This window comes from Streptomyces lancefieldiae (assembly GCF_031845825.1).
In the GTDB taxonomy this organism is placed as follows: Bacteria; Actinomycetota; Actinomycetes; order Streptomycetales; family Streptomycetaceae; genus Streptomyces; species Streptomyces lancefieldiae.
In genome coordinates, this window is the sequence record NZ_JAVRFH010000035.1 from 18705 (window position 1) to 34666 (window position 15962).

9 protein-coding genes and 1 pseudogene are annotated in these 15962 nt (G+C 69.3%); all 10 read right to left on the bottom strand.

Annotation, left to right across the window (positions count from 1 at the left end; all coding sequences use genetic code 11):
• Positions 1-154: 154 nt before the first annotated feature.
• Complete coding sequence (locus tag RM812_RS28085) at positions 155-1030, bottom strand: carbohydrate ABC transporter permease (protein WP_311578050.1); 876 nt, start codon at positions 1028-1030, stop codon at positions 155-157.
• A gap of 18 nt (positions 1031-1048) precedes the next feature.
• Positions 1049-2008: a carbohydrate ABC transporter permease gene (locus RM812_RS28090; RefSeq protein WP_311578053.1), complete on the bottom strand. Its 960-nt coding sequence runs from the start codon at positions 2006-2008 to the stop codon at positions 1049-1051.
• A 67-nt stretch (positions 2009-2075) separates the two neighbouring features.
• On the bottom strand, positions 2076-3491 hold the full coding sequence (locus RM812_RS28095) for an extracellular solute-binding protein (protein WP_311578057.1): 1416 nt from the start codon (positions 3489-3491) through the stop codon (positions 2076-2078).
• A 152-nt stretch (positions 3492-3643) separates the two neighbouring features.
• Positions 3644-4654, bottom strand: coding sequence for a LacI family DNA-binding transcriptional regulator (locus tag RM812_RS28100; protein WP_311578060.1), 1011 nt, complete (start codon positions 4652-4654; stop codon positions 3644-3646).
• 83 nt (positions 4655-4737) lie between these two features.
• A pseudogene (locus RM812_RS28105) lies at positions 4738-9023 on the bottom strand (discoidin domain-containing protein).
• A 411-nt stretch (positions 9024-9434) separates the two neighbouring features.
• A complete protein-coding gene (locus RM812_RS28110) occupies positions 9435-10448 on the bottom strand; it encodes a LacI family DNA-binding transcriptional regulator (RefSeq protein ID WP_311578063.1) in 1014 nt (337 codons plus the stop codon).
• A 51-nt stretch (positions 10449-10499) separates the two neighbouring features.
• On the bottom strand, positions 10500-10847 hold the full coding sequence (locus tag RM812_RS28115) for a DUF1330 domain-containing protein (protein ID WP_311578066.1): 348 nt from the start codon (positions 10845-10847) through the stop codon (positions 10500-10502).
• A 70-nt stretch (positions 10848-10917) separates the two neighbouring features.
• Entirely contained in the window at positions 10918-11967 is a 1050-nt protein-coding gene (locus RM812_RS28120) for an endonuclease/exonuclease/phosphatase family protein (protein WP_311578069.1), read from the bottom strand.
• A gap of 187 nt (positions 11968-12154) precedes the next feature.
• Complete coding sequence (locus tag RM812_RS28125; protein ID WP_311578072.1) at positions 12155-15487, bottom strand: alpha-L-rhamnosidase; 3333 nt, start codon at positions 15485-15487, stop codon at positions 12155-12157.
• A gap of 170 nt (positions 15488-15657) precedes the next feature.
• Entirely contained in the window at positions 15658-15957 is a 300-nt protein-coding gene (locus tag RM812_RS28130; protein WP_311578075.1) for a hypothetical protein, read from the bottom strand.
• Positions 15958-15962 lie beyond the last annotated feature (5 nt).

Sequence of the window (15962 nt, forward strand, 5' to 3'; positions counted from 1 at the left end):
CTTTCGGGCAGGGGTGATCTCCGCCGCCGGCCCGGACAGCGGGGCGTCGGACGGGCCGGCGGCGAAGGTTTGAGGGGACGAGCCGTGCGGGCGGGGGCCCGTGCGGGGGTGGAGGCTTCCGTGCGGGTGGGAGGCTTCCGGGTGGGCCGGGGCCTCAGCCCTTGAGCCCACCCGCGGTGAGCCCGCTCATGATGTTGCGCTGGAAGATCAGGAAGATGATCAGGGTCGGCAGTGAGGCCATGGTGAGCGCGGCGATCAGCACGTTCATGGGCACGCCGTTGGACAGGGAGTAGATCCCGACGTTCAGCGTCTGCTTGGACGGGTCGGGCAGCGTCAGCATGGGCCAGAGGAAGTCCTTCCAGACGCCCACGATCGCGAAGATGGACACCACGCCGAGGATCGGCCGCGAGATCGGCAGGACGATCGACCGGAGCGTGCGCATCGGCGAGGCGCCGTCCATGGCGGCGGCGTCCAGCAGCTCCTTCGGAATCGAGTCGAAGAACCGCTTCAGCAGGAAGATGTTGAAGGCGTTCGTCACCGACGGGAGCCAGATCGCCCACGGGGTGTTGAGCAGATTGCGTTCGAAGACCGGCACGTCGAGCACCGTCAGGTACTGCGGCACGACCAGCACGGTCGCCGGGATCATCAGCGTCGCCAGCATCATGCCGAGGATGGCCTTGCCGAAGACCGGGCGGAGTTTGGACAGCGAGTACGCCGCCGCCACGTCGAGGACCAGTTGGAAGGCCAGTGCGCCGAAGGCGTAGAACAGGGTGTTCCCCAGCAGGCCGGCCAGGTCCATGACGTCCCACGCCCGCGAGTAGTTCTCGGGCTCGAAGGAGTCGGGCACCAGCGTCGGCGGTGTCCGGACGACTTCCTGGGTGTCCTTGAACCCACTGGAGATCATCCAGTACATCGGGCCGAGGAAGACCACGGTGAACACCGTGACGACGACGCCGAACGTCACCCAGTAGAGGACCTTGCCGCGGGGCCTGGCGAGCTGGGCCGGCGAGATGAGCGTGCGTGTGGACATCTGTGGTGATCCCCCGGCCTACTCGTCCTCGGCGCGGCTGAGCTTCACGTACACCGCCGAGAATCCGGCGAGGAGTACGAGGAGCAGCAGACCCAGGGCCGCCGCGGCACCGTAGTTGTTGAAGTTGAAGGCGTACTGGTAGATGAGGTAGACGACGGTGGTGGTCGAGCCCTCGGGGCCGGCGCCGCCGGTGAGCAGGAAGGGTTCGACGAAGACCTGCATGGTGGCGATGATCTGCATGAGCAGCATCAGCGAGAGGATGAGCCGCGTCTGTGGGATCGTCACGTGCCAGATCTTGCGCAGCAGCCCGGCTCCGTCCAGCTCCGCCGCCTCGTACAGCTCCCCGGGGATGCCCTGGAGCGCGGCGAGGTAGATGAGGGCCGCGCCGCCCATGTTCATCCAGGTCGAGGCGATGACCACGGAGAGCATGGAGAGGTCGGGGTCCTGGAGCCATTGCTGCTCAGGCAGTCCTACGGCGCCGAACAGCTCGTTGAGCAGGCCGTAGCCGGGGTCGTACAGGTACTTGAAGAGCAGCACGGCGGCGACCGGGGGCAGCATCACCGGCAGGTACACCAGCAGCCGCAGATATCCCTTGCCGTGCCTCAGTTCGTTGATGACGATCGCGACGACGAACGGCACGGCGAAGCCGAAGAGCAGGGCCAGCACGGTGAACAGGAGTGTGTTGCGCCACGCCTGCCAGAAGGCCGGGTCGTTGAAGACCGTCTCCAGGTTGTCCAGGCCGACCCAGGAGACCTCGCCCCGGTCCGTCTTCTGGAAGGCGAGGAAGAACTCCCGGACCATGGGGTACCAGGAGAACAGCGCGAAGCAGAGGACCGCTCCGATCAGGAAGCCGTGCGCCGTGAGATTGCGCCTCAGGCTCCTGCCGAAGGACCCGCCGGGCGGTGGCGGGCCGTCCACCGGCGGCTGGGAGTGGCGGGCTCTCGCCGCCTTGCTCGGGGTCAGGCTGGGGGCCGACATCGTCGCTCCTTGGGACTGGTCTCATGGGCCCCGGGGGGCGGTGCGGCCCGCCCCCCGAGAAGGCCGGTCACTGCGTGGCCAGAACCTGGTTGACCTGCTGCTCGGCGGTGGAGAGCAGCTTGTCGATGTCGGCGTCCTCGTTGGTGAGGATGCCGGACATCACGTTGTCCAGGACCTTGTAGACCTCCTGCGCCTTCGGCGGCTCGGCCATGCCCGGGACCGGGTTGTCCATGAACGTCTTGAAGTTCTCGACCGGCATGGTGGCGTGCTCGACCCGGGCCGCGTCGTCCTTCTTCTTCGAGTCGTTCAGCCAGAAGTTGGGCTGCGGGAGGCCGACCGGCAGCTTGTCGGTCTTCTTGCGGGCCCAGTTGAACTGCCCCTCGCCGACGGTGAGGTTCTGGAAGTTCAGCCAGGCGACACCGGCCTTGATCTTGTCGGGGGATATCCCCTTCTTGATCATGTAGTTGTTGCCGCCGGCCAGCGTGTTCTTCTCGCCCGGGATCGGGCCCATGCCGAAGTTCTCGTAGTCCGCGCCGAGTTGCTGGACCATGTACGTGATGTCGTCGGGGGCGGCGAGGAACATGCCGAGTTTGTCGGTGGCGATCTGCTTCTGCAGGTCGCCCCACTTGAGCAGCTGGGTCTTGCCCATGCTCTCGTCCTCCCAGCGCATGGCGTGGAGGTTCTCGGCGACCTGCTTGCCCAGCTCGTCGTTGAACGCCGCCTTCCTGCCGCTCGCGTCGACGACCTCGCCGCCGAGGCTGTACATCTGGGCGGTGAAGTGCCAGCCGCCGGTGTTGCCCGCGCTGTACTCGCCGAAGCCGGCGATGCCGTCGCCCAGGTCGGCGATCTTCTTGGCGGCGGTGCGGACCTCGTCCCAGGTGCGCGGCGGGGCGTCCGGGTCGAGTCCGGCCCTCTCGAAGAGCTTCCGGTTGATCAGCAGGCCCATCGTGTAGTTGCTCGTGGGCAGGCCGTAGAGCTTGTTCCCGTGCTTGAGCGAGCCGAGGACGTTCGGGTCGATGTCCTTCAGGAGCGGGACCGTCCTGTCGTTGACGTAGGCGGTGATGTCCTCGGCGCCGTCGTTGTCCAGTACCTGGGGGAGGTCGGTGAAGTACGTGTAGAAGACGTCGGGCTGCGACTTGGCCTTCAGCATCGCCGTGAAGCGCGGCGGCTCCAGGCACTGGCCCGGGGTGGAACGGCCCTCGATGGTGACGTTGGGGTACGTCTTGTTGAACTCCTTGACGTCCTCCTTCCACTCCTTCAGCTCGGCCGCCTTCGCCGCCGGGGGCATGCAGTCGATGGTGATCGTCACCTTGGTCTTCGGGTCCAGCGGAGCAGCCGGGTCGGAGGACCCACTGCCGCCTTCGGAACCGCCGCCGTCGTCGCTGCTGCTCGTGCCGCAGGCGGCCAGAGCGGTCAGGGTGAGAGCGGAGACGAGCGTGATGGCGCCGGCACGGCGAGTACGGCGGAACCGAGCACTTCTCATGGGTGGTCCCCTTCGGGCATGAACGTGGAAGGCGCCCCACCGCCGATGCGTTGTGGGGCGCCGCTCACTCAACCACCGTGAACAAGTGAACGCAATATCTCGCGCTGATTTCGTAATTGTATGACAGCAAGCCGCAGATGACGGGGTGCTTGTTACCGGACGGCCGCCTGTGCGGTGGAGCCGCGGACGACGAGTTCGGGCTCGAAGAGCAGTTCCCTGTGGGGTACTTCGCTGCCCTGGATCTGGGCGCAGAGCAGGTCGACGGCGGCGCGGCCCATGGCCTCGATGGGCTGGCGGACGGTGGTGAGCGGGGGTTCGGTGCAGGTCATGAAGGCGGAGTCGTCGTAGCCGACGACGGACACGTCGCGGGGTACGGCGAGTCCGCGCCGGCGGGCGGCGCGGACGGCGCCGAGTGCGAGGGGGTCGCTGGCGCAGATGATGCCGGTGACCCCGCGTTCCAGCAGACGGGACGCGGCTGCCTGGCCGCCTTCCAGCGCGAACATCGACCGTTCGACGAACTCCTCGGGGAGTTCCGCGTTCATGGCGCCCGCGGCTTCCCGTGCGGCGGCCAGCTTCCTGCGGGAGGGGATGTGGTCGGAGGGGCCGAGGACCAGGCCGATGCGTTCGTGGCCGAGGGAGACCAGGTGCCGCCAGGACTGCTCGACGGCCACCGCGTCGTCGCAGGCGATGCAGGGGAAGTCGAGGTCGGGGATGGACGCGTTGATCAGCACTACCGGGATGTTGCGCTCGGCGAGGAGCCGGTAGTGGTCGTGCGGCGCGTCCGCCTGCGCGAACAGCCCACCCGCGAAGACCACCCCGGACACCTGCTGCTGCAGGAGCAGTTCGACGTAGTCGGCCTCGGAGACGCCGCCCTTGGTCTGCGTGCACAGCACCGGCGTCAGACCCTGCTGCGCCAGCGCACCACCGATGACCTCGGCGAACGCCGGGAAGATCGGGTTCTGCAGTTCGGGCAGGACCAGCCCCACCAGCCGGGCCCGCTCACCCCGCAACTGCGTCGGACGCTCGTAACCGAGCACGTCCAACGCGCTCAGCACGGACTGCCGGGTCGCCTCGGAAACCCCCGGCTTGCCATTGAGGACCCGGCTGACCGTGGCCTCGCTGACCCCAACCTTCTTCGCTACTTGAGCAAGTCGTCGCGTCACATACGCAAGACTAGCGCAAGCCTCGCAAGAGACTTGCGCCTGTCAGTGAACCGACCGACAAAGGTCGGCACGGCCCGTGCGGTCTACGGGTTTCGGACGATCTTGAAGGTGGACGTGGTGTTCCGGATGTCCACGGTGTTGTCGCCGAGCTTCAGCCCGTTGAAGATGACCTCGCCGACCGCCGGGCCCTGCCCCGCCTCGGGCATCTCGTTGGCCCAGAGGCCGAAACCGGACTTGGCGTCGAACGCGTCACCGCTCTTGTGCGCGCCCGTGACGGAGATGTCGGTGAAGACCGTGTCCTTGATCGGGAACTGCGGCTGCCCGCCCACGTAGTTCGTCTGGAACATGATGCCGCTGTAGGTCGGATCGACGACGTCGACGTTGTTCACGCGGATGCCCTGGAACACCTTGGAGGCGGAGAACACCCAGATGCCGGGGAAGGTCTGCTGCCCCCAGAAATGACCGCCGGCCCGGACGACCGAGATGTTCTCGAAGGTCGTCGGATCGGTGCCGAAGCCGTTCATCGGGTAGCCGAAGTCCAGCGAACTGATGGTGATGCCGGAGTAGACGAGCGTGTCGGCGATGTGGATGTTGCGGAAGGTGTTGTTGTAGCCGCCGTACACGGCGAGACCCGCGGCGCGCCAGGTCAGCGTCGTCGTGAGGTTCTCGTAGAGGTTGTTCTTCATGTCCGCGCCGCCCGCGTCGATCGCCGAGAAGAGCGCGAAGCTGTCGTCACCGGTCGCGCGGGCGTCGTTGTTGGAGACGAGGTTGTCGGTCGAGCCGTTGGTCATGTTGACGCCGTCGGCGAACATGTTGCGGATCCGGGAGTTCTTGATGGTGATCCGGTCGGTGTTGGCGCCCCAGTACAGGCACACCATGTGCTCGTTCCAGATGTTGTCGATCACGATGTCCGACACGTTGGAGAAGTCGAACACCTTGCCCGGCCCGTCGATGCGGGACGTGTAGTTGCCGAAGTAGGCGAAGTTCGCGAAGGACGAGCCCTTCGCGGTGGCGTCGGCCCGGAAACCGACGTCCGTGTTGCCCTGCGTCGACGGCGCCCGGAACCGGGTGAACCAGGGACCGGCGCCCACCACCTTGACCGCCTTGCCGTACACCTGGAACTTGCTCGACGTCTGGTAGTCGCCGGGCGGCAGGTACACACCGGCCAGCGTGCCGGTGCTGTCCATGCGGACCCGGTCCAGCGCGTTCTGCACGTCCTGGTGCGTGAATCCGGCGGGCACCGCGTACGCCGCCGGGTCGGGGTTCGCCACCGGGGCGACCTGCTCCAGGTTGACGAAGTCGATCGCGTAGTCGGTCGTGTTCGCGGCGTCCTTCTGCAGCCGGATCCTGCTGCCCGCCGGGACGGTCTCGCCCAGCATGAGGTGCGCCTCGTCGTAGATGTGACGCGGCGCGCCTTCGCCGGGGGAGTTGCCGGGCGCGGCCTCGTTGCCGTACAGCCAGGCGTACTTCGACGTGAGCGGGAGCGCCTTCTTCATGACGCCGTCGACGTACACGTTGATCGTGGAGTCGATGCCGCCGCCACCCGGCGCGTCCGGGATCGAGAAGCGGGTCACCAGGGTGTTGGTGTCCGCCCTCGTGGTGAACTCGACGTACTCGCCGGTGGCGTCCAGGTGGACGGCCCTGCGGCCGGACGCCTCGCCCGCGAGGTCGCCGATGGTCCGGTTGGGGCCGACCACCTCGGCGCCGCCGCCGACCGCGCCGTCCTCCGCCTCGTACATGTCGTACGGCATGTTGGCGCCGCGCCCGACGAACAGCGGCTGCGTGGAGGTGTTGTTCTCCCGCTTGACCGGCAGTTCGTTCGCGTCGTCGGCGACCGTCACCTTCACGGTGTACGAGCCGTTGGCCGCCTTCCAGGTGCCGAGACCCACGGCCGGGGCCGTCGTGCCGGCGGCGATGACTCCGGAGTGCGCGCCGGTCAGGGTCTTCACCGTGGCGCCCTTGGAGTCGACCAGGGCGAGCGTCACCGCGTGGCCGCCGCCCGCGGAGTCCTGGGTGCCCTGGTTGCGGAGCGCGACCTTGAACGTCACGTCGTCACCGGCGGCGGGGCCGGAGGGGGAGGGGGTGACCGAGGCGGCGACCAGGTCGGAGCTCTGGACCGGCTTGACCACCAACGGTTCCGGCCTCGTGTAGGTGTTGTTGGTCTCGTTCTGCTCGGTGATCTCGTTCGCCGCGTCGGCGACCGCGCTCAGTTCGTAGGAGCCGGCCTCGCGTGCCCCGACGGACGCGCTGACCGTGCTCTGCGCACCTGCCGCCAGGGCGCCGACCTCGGCCGTGGCGCCTCGGTGTCGCCCAGTCGCAGGGCGACCTCGCCGGCCGGAGCAGGGGCCGGGCCGCTGTTGCGGACGGTGGCGGACACGGTGATCTCGTCCGACTCGACAGGCGAGGCGGGGGAGGAGGTCAGCTTCGTCACCTCCAGGTCGGGGTTGGGCGCGGGGGTGCCGATGACCTGGAACTCGGCGATCTGCCCGGCCGTCGCACCGGTGTTGGAGGTGAACCTGAGCTGGACGTCGGCGACGCGGGCGTCGACGGGCACGGTCACCTTGTTGCCGCCGTTCGCCGGGTCGAAGACGTAGTCCTTCGCGGCCACCAGGCTGGTGAAGCCGGAGGCGTCCTGCTTCCGGCCGAGCACCTGGATGGTCTGGGTGCGCTTCGACCAGCTGTGGTCCGGATTGAGCTGGAGCACGACACCGCTGAGGTCGCGTCGGCCCCCAGATCGAGGGTGAGCGTATTCGGGTAGCTGCCCGCCGCCCCCTCCCAGTAGGTCGCCACGTCGTTGTCGTTGGCGTTGCGGGCCACGTAGGTGTGGATGAAGGACGAGGCGCTGATCGGCTTGCCGACGGCCAGGTTCGAACCGTCCCCGGTACCGTCGCGGGTCACGGAGTTGCTGGCGCCCGACTGGTTGCCGGCCGCGTCCCTCGCCCGCACGTGGTAGGTCACGTTCGCCGAGGCCGGCTGCGTGTCGGTGTAGGTGGTCACGTCGCCCGCGACGCTCTTGCGGAGCGTGTTGTTGGCGTAGACGTCGTAGCCGGTGACGGCCGTGTCGTCCGTGGACGCGGTCCAGGTCAGCTTGATCTGACCGGCCGCCGGTTCGGTGAGGGTGAGGTTCGCGGGCGCGGTGGGTGCCTGGGTGTCACCGGTGTCGGCACGGCGGGTGACGCTGTTGCTGTTGCCCGACTGGTTGCCGGCCGCGTCCTTGGCCCGCACGTAGTAGGTGACCGTCGTGCCGGTCGGCCGGGTGTCGGTGTACGTCGTGACGTCGCCGGCGACCGTCGTCACCAGGTCCCCGTTGGCGTAGACGTCGTAGCCGATGACGGCCGTGTCGTCCGTGGACGCGGTCCAGGTCAGCCTGACCTGGCCGGTCGCGGGCTCGGTGAGGGCGAGGTTCGCGGGTGCGGTCGGGGCCTGGGTGTCACCTGTTGCCGGGCCGTAGATCTCGAGCTCGGAGACCTGGGCGGCGGGCTGACCGGTGTTCGCCGTCACCAGGACGCGCACGTGGCGCGTGGTGGCCGCGTCGAAGGCGATCGTGGCGGACTGACCGCCCGCCGCGTCGAAGGTGTACGCCTTGGACGCCGTCAGGTCGGTGAAGTCCGAGCCGTTGTCGCTCGCCTGGATCTTCACGGTCTGGCTGCGGGCTCCCCAGCCGTCCGGCAGGCGCAGCACGACGCGGTCGATCCGGCGGGACGTGCCGAGGTCGGCCTGGAGCCACTGCGGAAGCTCGTTGTTGGTGCTCTCCCAGTAGGTGGCCTTGTTGCCGTCGTTGCCGTTGCCGGGCGTGTACGGGCCCGTCGAACTGCTCGCCGTGAGGCGGCGACCGGCGGCGAGGTTCACCGACGACTCGCCGGCCGCGTGGACCTCGAGTTCGGAGAGCTGGGCCGCCTGCCACCCGGTGTTGGCCGTGACGCCGACCCGCACGAACCGCGTCTGCGTGGCCGGGAAGCTCACGGTCACCGTGTTGCCCGACGCCGGGCTGAAGGTGCGTGGCGGAGGTCTTCAGCGTGCTGAAGCTGGTGCCGTCGGCGCTGCCCTGGACGGACAGCGTCTGGTCGCGCCGCTCCCAGCCGGCGGGCAGCCGCAGGACGACCTCGTCGATCCGCTCGGTGGTGCCGAGGTCGGTCTGCACCCACTGGGGCAGGCTCGTGCCTCCGCTCTGCCAGTACGAGTTCTGGTTGCCGTCGGTGATGTTCGCGGCGCCGTACTCGCTGTGCGCACTGCTCGCGGACGCGGCGTCTCCCAAGGCGATGTTGGGGCCACCGGCTGCCGAGGCCGACAGCACGGGCCCTCCCAACGCCAGGAGGCTGCCCGCGACCACGGCACACAGGGCCCGCGATCTCCAGTTCCGGTTTCTCATCTGTCCCCGATCTCCGCCTCGCGCCGGACGGCGTCGAGGCACGGCTCAGTCGGATGCGCTCACCGTGTGGACACTCAAAGTTCTTCAGCATTTACGTTGAGCGCTCAGAGAGTTGCAGAGAACTGTCGAGTCGTCCACAGGCCGGGCAGGCCGATCTTGGTGCCGGGCAGGCCGGAAGTTCTCCGTGAATCCTCGGTGAGCCTCGGGTGACGCCCCGGATCAGGGACTTTCACGCGCTACGTCACGCAGCCGCAAGCGACTGCCATTTCACGCAAGGGAGTTGCGCGCCACCGCGACGACGCGGGTGCGCGAGTGTGTGCGCCGGGCGTTGGGCGCTGTGCCATGTGGGGATGTGCGCATGTGCCATGTGCGCGTGTGCGGATGCGCGCGTGTGCGGATGCGCGTGGACCGCTACTGGGCGGACGCCGCCTGTGCGGTGGAGCCGCGGACGACGAGTTCGGGCTCGAAGAGCAGCTCGCCGTGGGGTACTTCGCTGCCCTGGATCTGGGCGCAGAGCAGGTCGACGGCGGCGCGGCCCATGGCCTCGATGGGCTGGCGGACGGTGGTGAGCGGGGGTTCGGTGCAGGTCATGAAGGCGGAGTCGTCGTAGCCGACGACGGACACGTCGCGGGGTACGGCGAGTCCGCGCCGGCGGGCGGCGCGGACGGCGCCGAGTGCGAGGGGGTCGCTGGCGCAGATGATGCCGGTGACCCCGCGTTCCAGCAGACGGGACGCGGCTGCCTGGCCGCCTTCCAGCGCGAACATCGACCGTTCGACGAACTCCTCGGGGAGTTCCGCGTTCATGGCGCCCGCGGCTTCCCGTGCGGCGGCCAGCTTCCTGCGGGAGGGGATGTGGTCGGAGGGGCCGAGGACCAGGCCGATGCGTTCGTGGCCGAGAGAGACCAGGTGCCGCCATGACTGCTCGACGGCCACCGCGTCGTCGCAGGCGATGCAGGGGAAGTCGAGGTCGGGGATGGACGCGTTGATCAGGACCACCGGGATGTTGCGCTCGGCGAGGAGCCGGTAGTGGTCGTGCGGCGCGTCCGCCTGCGCGAACAGCCCACCCGCGAAGACCACCCCGGACACCTGCTGCTGCAGGAGCAGTTCGACGTAGTCGGCCTCGGAGACGCCGCCCTTGGTCTGCGTGCACAGCACCGGCGTCAGACCCTGCTGCGCCAGCGCACCACCGATGACCTCGGCGAACGCCGGGAAGATCGGGTTCTGCAGTTCGGGCAGGACCAGCCCCACCAGCCGGGCCCGCTCACCCCGCAACTGCGTCGGACGCTCGTAACCGAGCACGTCCAACGCGCTCAGCACGGACTGCCGGGTCGCCTCGGAAACCCCCGGCTTGCCATTGAGGACCCGGCTGACCGTGGCCTCGCTGACCCCAACCTTCTTCGCCACCTGAGCCAGTCGTCGCGTCACAACCGCAAGGCTAACGCAAGCCGCGCAAGGGGCTTGCTCTCCGGTCCTCGGTCACCGCGCGGACAGCGCCTCCCGCATGGCCCCGGCGGTGTGCATGGGGTCGTAGTCCTCGGGAACGCCCGGCACCAGGATGATGTCCCCCTCGACGTGCCGCGAGCGCAGCGGCGCGATCTCCTGGTACTCGGCGGAGTCCCACCAGGCCCGCGCCCGGGCGAGTGAGGGGAAGCCGATCACGACGACATGCCCCGGCCACTCGCCCTCCTTCACCTCGTGCCGCGCCCCGTGCACGAGGAATCGGCCGCCGTACGGCTCGAAGGTGGCGGTGATGCGGTCGATGTACTCGGCGATCTCCGGGTGCGGGGCGGCTTCCTGCAAGTGGGCTATCGCGTAGGCAGACATGGCGTCCTTCCGGCCGGTTGGGCTTCGACGTGACCGATCCTGCCGCGGTGCCGTTCCGCGGTCGATGACGTCAGAGGTAAGGGCGGGTGACCCGGGCGACCACCGGCAGATGGTCGCTGCCGGTGGCGGGCAGGGCGCGGATGCGGCCGACGGTCGCCGAGCGGGCCATGACCTGGTCGATGCGGGCCAGCGGGAAGGCGGCGGGGAAGCTGAGGGCGACGCCCCGCTCCGCCACGTTCAGCCGTGTGGTCAGGGGATCCAGCGCGCGGTCGTCGACCGTGCCGTTGAGGTCGCCCAGCAGGATCACCGTGTTCAACTCCTCGGCCGCCACGGCCCTGCCGAGCAGCCCGGCGCTCTCGTCGCGCCAGGAGGACGCGAGGCCGCCCGCCCCGACACGGACCGAGGGCAGGTGCGCGACGTACACGGCGATCTCGCCGTGCGGGGTGCGCACTGCGGCCCGCAGTCCGCGACTCCACTCCTCCTCGATGCCCCGGGGCTTGATGTCGAGCGTCCGGTCGGCGGTGAGCGGATGTTTCGACCAGAGCCCGACCGTGCCCCGGACCGTCCGGTACGGGTAGTCCGGCGCGAGGGTTCTCACGTACACGTCGAGCGCCGGACGCACCAGCTCCTGGAGCGCGATGAGGTCGGGCTCGGCAGCGGCCAACGCACGGGCCGTGCCCGCCGGATCGGTGTTCTCGTCACTGACGTTGTGCTGCACCACGACCAGGTCTTCGGGGCCGGAGTCCGGCGCGGGCAGGAGCAGCGGGCCGAACAGGTACGTCCAGGCCGCCACCGGCAGGAGCAGGGCCACCAGTGCCAGGGCCGAACGGCGCAGCAGTGCCAGGGCGAGCAGGACCACGACCACCAGGCCCAGCCACGGCAGGAAGGACTCCAGCAGACTGCCCAGCCCGACCGCGGTGTTGGGGACCGCCCTGTGGAACACCAGCAGGGCGGCCGTCAGCACCGCGGCCGCGGCGAGCGCCCGCCCCCGCGTCCAGGCCGACCCGGCCCGCGCACCCGCCCGTCGCCTCCACGCCGGGCGCGTCCACGCCGGGCGCCGTGCCCACCACTGCGCCGCCGCCCGCACCACCGACGTCACCCGGCCCACCCGCTCCACCATCGTCTCCCGTCCACGTGTCCTCACCTGCCAGGACGAGTGAACGGGAGGATCGGGTTCCGTACGGGTCCCACCGGTCGGCAGGCGGCAGTGGAACCGTCCACGGGCACGGAGGCCGACGTGGTGAGGAGCGGGTCCTCTTCCTCCACGCCGGCCTCGAAAGCCCCGGCTCGGCCGGAACGCGGGAACGCTACGAAACCGATGACCGCGTGACGGGTCCGGTCGGCGGTACGGAGGACTCCGCCACCCGGAACGTGTAGGTGCCGGACCCGACCGTCACCACGGTCGCCCGCCCGGCCTCGTCGTAGGCCACCTCCCGGACGCCGGCCACCGCGTCGAGCGGCTTCCCGGACTCCTTGACGGCGTACCGGTGGTCGGAGGGGACGACGACCCGCGCCGTGGTGTTGACCGGCACCGTGACCTTCATCGTCAGACCGTCGTCAGCCACCTTCCACGCGCTCGACAGGAGGCCGTAGACGGTCCGCAGGCGGCCTTCTCCCGCCGACAGTCCACCACCGATGCGGGGCTCGATGACGCTGCTGCGGTAACCCGGGTCGTTGATCCGGACACCGCCGATGTTCTGGTGCATCCAGTCGGCGACCGCCCCGTAGGCGTAGTGGTTGAAGGAGTTCATGTCCACCGGCCCGAAGGAGCCGTCGGGCTGGATGGAGTTCCAGCGCTCCCAGATCGTGGTGGCGCCGTTCTTGATCTCATAGCCCCACGACGGGTAGTCCTCCTTGAGGAGCAGCGTGTAGGCCAGGTCGTCCCGGCCGATGCGGGACAGCGCGGGCAGCAGCCACGGGGTGCCGATGAAGCCGGTCCGCAGGTGGTTGTCCGTCCGGGCCAGCTTGGCCACGAACCTCTGGCCCGCCTTCGCCCGCAGGGTCGCATCGGTGATCAGGTCCATGCCGAGGGCGAGGGCGTATCCGGTCTGCGAGTTCCCGAGCACCGTGCCGTCCTGGGCCACGTAGGCGTTCGTGAACGCCCGCCGCACGTCCTCGTGGAGGCCGGCGTACTCGTCCGCCTCGGCGTCGCGCCCGACGGCACGCGCCATCTCGGCCATCATCCGTACGTCCTGCGCCCAGATGGCCGTGCCGATCACGCCCTGGTCGGAAGGATCGTCGAGGTGCAGCCAGTCACCGGTGAAGAACGTGGTCCGGCCGGTCTCCAGCAGGTCGGCACCGGCGCTGGTGCGGGCGTAGTCGAAGAACTTCTTCATGGCGGGGTAGTTGTCCCGCACGATCCGGGTGTCGCCGTAGGCCCGGTACACCGCGTGGGGCACCGTGATGACGGCGTCCTCCCAGCCGACACCGCTGGAGTCGAACGCGCCGTTGGTCGACGGGACGACCGCCGGGATCGATCCGCTGCCCTTCTGTTCGTCGCGCACATCGAGCATCCACTTGCCGAGGAAGGCGCGGGTGTCACTCAGGTAGCCGGCGGTGGGAGCGAAGATGCCGATGTCGCCGGTCCAGCCCAGTCGCTCGTCGCGAGCGGGCGTGTCGGTGGGGATCGACAGGAAGTTGCCCCGCGCTCCCCAGGAGACGTTACTGACGAGCTTGTTGAGCATGGCGTCGGAGGTCCGCAGAGTTCCGGTCCCGGGCAGGTCGGAGCCGAGGACGACACCTTTCACGTCCGCCGCGGCGGGAGCCTGGCCGAGGCCGGTGACCTCGATGTACCGGAAGCCGTGCTGGGTGAAGGTCGGCCGGTAGGTGATCGTGCCGTCGGCGGCGAAGGTGTAGTGGTCGGTCGCCAGGGCGGCCCGCAGGTTCGCCGTGTACATGGTGCCGTCCCGGTTGAGCACCTCGGCGTGCCGGATCCGCACGGTCTGACCGGCCTTGCCGGTCATCCTCACCCATGGCACACCCACCATGTTCTGCCCCAGGTCGTACACGGTCACGCCGTTGCCGGGCCGGGTGACGGCGACGGTGGGGAGGACCTGGGTCTGTCGCACCGGCTCGTCCGGCTGCGGGGACAGCCTGGCCGTGTCGGAGGTGCGTACGACGACCGGTTCCCAGGCGGAGTCGTCGAAGCCCGCGCGGTCCCAGCCGGTCTGCTCGTGGCGCGCGTCGTAGGTCTCGCCGAGCTGGTTGTCCGTCGCCACGAACGGCCCCGGAGTCCACTTCCAGCCGTCGTCGGTGTCCACCCACTGGACGCTGCCGTCGCTGTAGGTGATCCTCAGCCGCGCGACGAGCGCCAGGTCCGTACCGTACTGCCCCTTGCCCGCGAGCCCGATCTTCCCGGCCCACCAGCCGTCCCCGAGCCTGGCGCCGAACCCGTTGCCGCCCGCCCGGACCAGGTCCGTCACGTCATAGGTCTGCGACTGGACGCGCTTGGCGTACTCGGTGTAGCCCGGTGCCAGGAACTGGTCACCGACCTTGCGGCCGTTGAGGGACAGTTCGTAGACGCCGTGGGCCGAGGCGTAGATCCGCGCGCTCCTGACGGTCTTGCCCGCGGCGGTGCTGAAACCGGTGCGCAGCAGGGGCTGGTGGTCCTGGGGCAGCACGAGGAGTGCGTCGGTGCTGCCCGACACGGTGACCTGCCGGCCCTCGAACGTCCCTCCGCCGAAGGGGTTTCTCGCGAAGTCGGGTTCCGCGAGGACCGTGCCGTCGGGCGCGGTGACCTTCAGCGAGGTGACGGTGGCCGACTCCGCACCGTACGTGCGCAACCCCACCTGGCCGTGGCCGAAGTCCGTCACCGTCCGGGTGTCGACGACCACACCGTCGAGGGTGGTGGTGACGGTGTCGCCGGCCAGGGCGTAGGTCACCTCGTGCGTACCCTCGAGCAGCGCGTCCCGGGTGAAGCCGAACGGCCGGAGGTCGACCGTCGCCAGCTTGGTGTACGTGCCCTTGACCCGGCGGTGCGGCGCCAGTTGGGGTACGGCCGAACTCGAGGTGCCCACGTTGATCTGCCACATGTAGGCGTTGTCCGGTCCCTGAGCGCGCAGGAAGGTGCCGAACGCTTCGCTGTTGAGCCTGAACTCCAGCGTCGCCGAGTAGTCGGTCCAGCCTCGGTACGACGGGGCGGGCCTGCCCACCCACGCCGCCGTCCCCCAGTCGTCCGCCGTGAGCAGCCCCGTCTCGAACCAGGCCGGCGCGCTCCACGCGCTCGCGGTGCCCCTGTCGTCCCAGACACGGACGCTCCAGTGGTAACGGGTGCCGGACCTGAGGGCCGGCCCGCCGTAGGCGACATCCACCTGTCGGGAGGAGACGACCCGCCCCGAGTGCCACACGTCGGCGGCCCTCGGTGAGGAACCGACCCTGATCTCGTACGCGGACTGCGTGACGCCGCGCCGGACCGACTCCGTCTGCCAGCCGAGGACCGGGTCCTGACCGGGTATGCCGAGTGGATCGACACGCCCGTTGGTCGTCAGTCCGCCCACGACGGGCGCGGAGGCCGCCGAGGCGGTGGCGGCCACCGGTGACACCAGCAGACCGACGAGGACCGCAAGACAGGTGCCCCATGCGAGCAGTCGTCCCCTCGAGCCGACCCTCGGGGGTCTCGGCGGGGAGGTGAGAGTTGTCATGTGTCTCCCTGACGCATCAGCGGGTCAGCCGTTTCGGCGGACCTATTTGAACGATTCAATCGGGAGGAGCGAGGTAACCATAGGGGCTGAGGGTGGGAGGGGCAACGGGTCTGACGGCTTCTGTTGAGTCGGGCCTGGATGTGTGGGTCGATCCGTGGTGGTGTCTCCGTTTATCGTTTCAAGAAGCCCGAGACGGCGCTCTCGGCGGTGGCGGTGGCGGTGGCGGTGGCGGAGAGCGGGCGCGGGTCGTCGTCGGGCCGCTGGTGGTGGAAGTACCTGTCGTACAGGCGGCGGTAGGCACCGTCACGGGCCGGCAGAGTCGCGTGGTCGCCCTCCTCGGTGATCCGTCCGTCGTCGACGACGACGATCTTGTCGGCCTTGCGGACCGTGGGCAGCCGGACATTGTCCGCGTGCAGGGAGTCATCGCCCGGGCCGGAGAAGTTGCCGTCGACTCCGAAGTCGTTACGCACGGCAC

What these genes read in the sequence shown, in the direction of transcription:
- RM812_RS28095 (WP_311578057.1), bottom strand. Translation starts at nt 3,491, where the DNA reads ATGAGAAGTGCTCGGTTCCGCCGTACTCGCCGTGCCGGCGCCATCACG.
- RM812_RS28120 (WP_311578069.1), bottom strand. Translation starts at nt 11,967, where the DNA reads ATGGTGGAGCGGGTGGGCCGGGTGACGTCGGTGGTGCGGGCGGCGGCG.
- RM812_RS28090 (WP_311578053.1), bottom strand. Translation starts at nt 2,008, where the DNA reads ATGTCGGCCCCCAGCCTGACCCCGAGCAAGGCGGCGAGAGCCCGCCAC.
- RM812_RS28125 (WP_311578072.1), bottom strand. Translation starts at nt 15,487, where the DNA reads ATGACAACTCTCACCTCCCCGCCGAGACCCCCGAGGGTCGGCTCGAGG.
- RM812_RS28085 (WP_311578050.1), bottom strand. Translation starts at nt 1,030, where the DNA reads ATGTCCACACGCACGCTCATCTCGCCGGCCCAGCTCGCCAGGCCCCGC.
- RM812_RS28115 (WP_311578066.1), bottom strand. Translation starts at nt 10,847, where the DNA reads ATGTCTGCCTACGCGATAGCCCACTTGCAGGAAGCCGCCCCGCACCCG.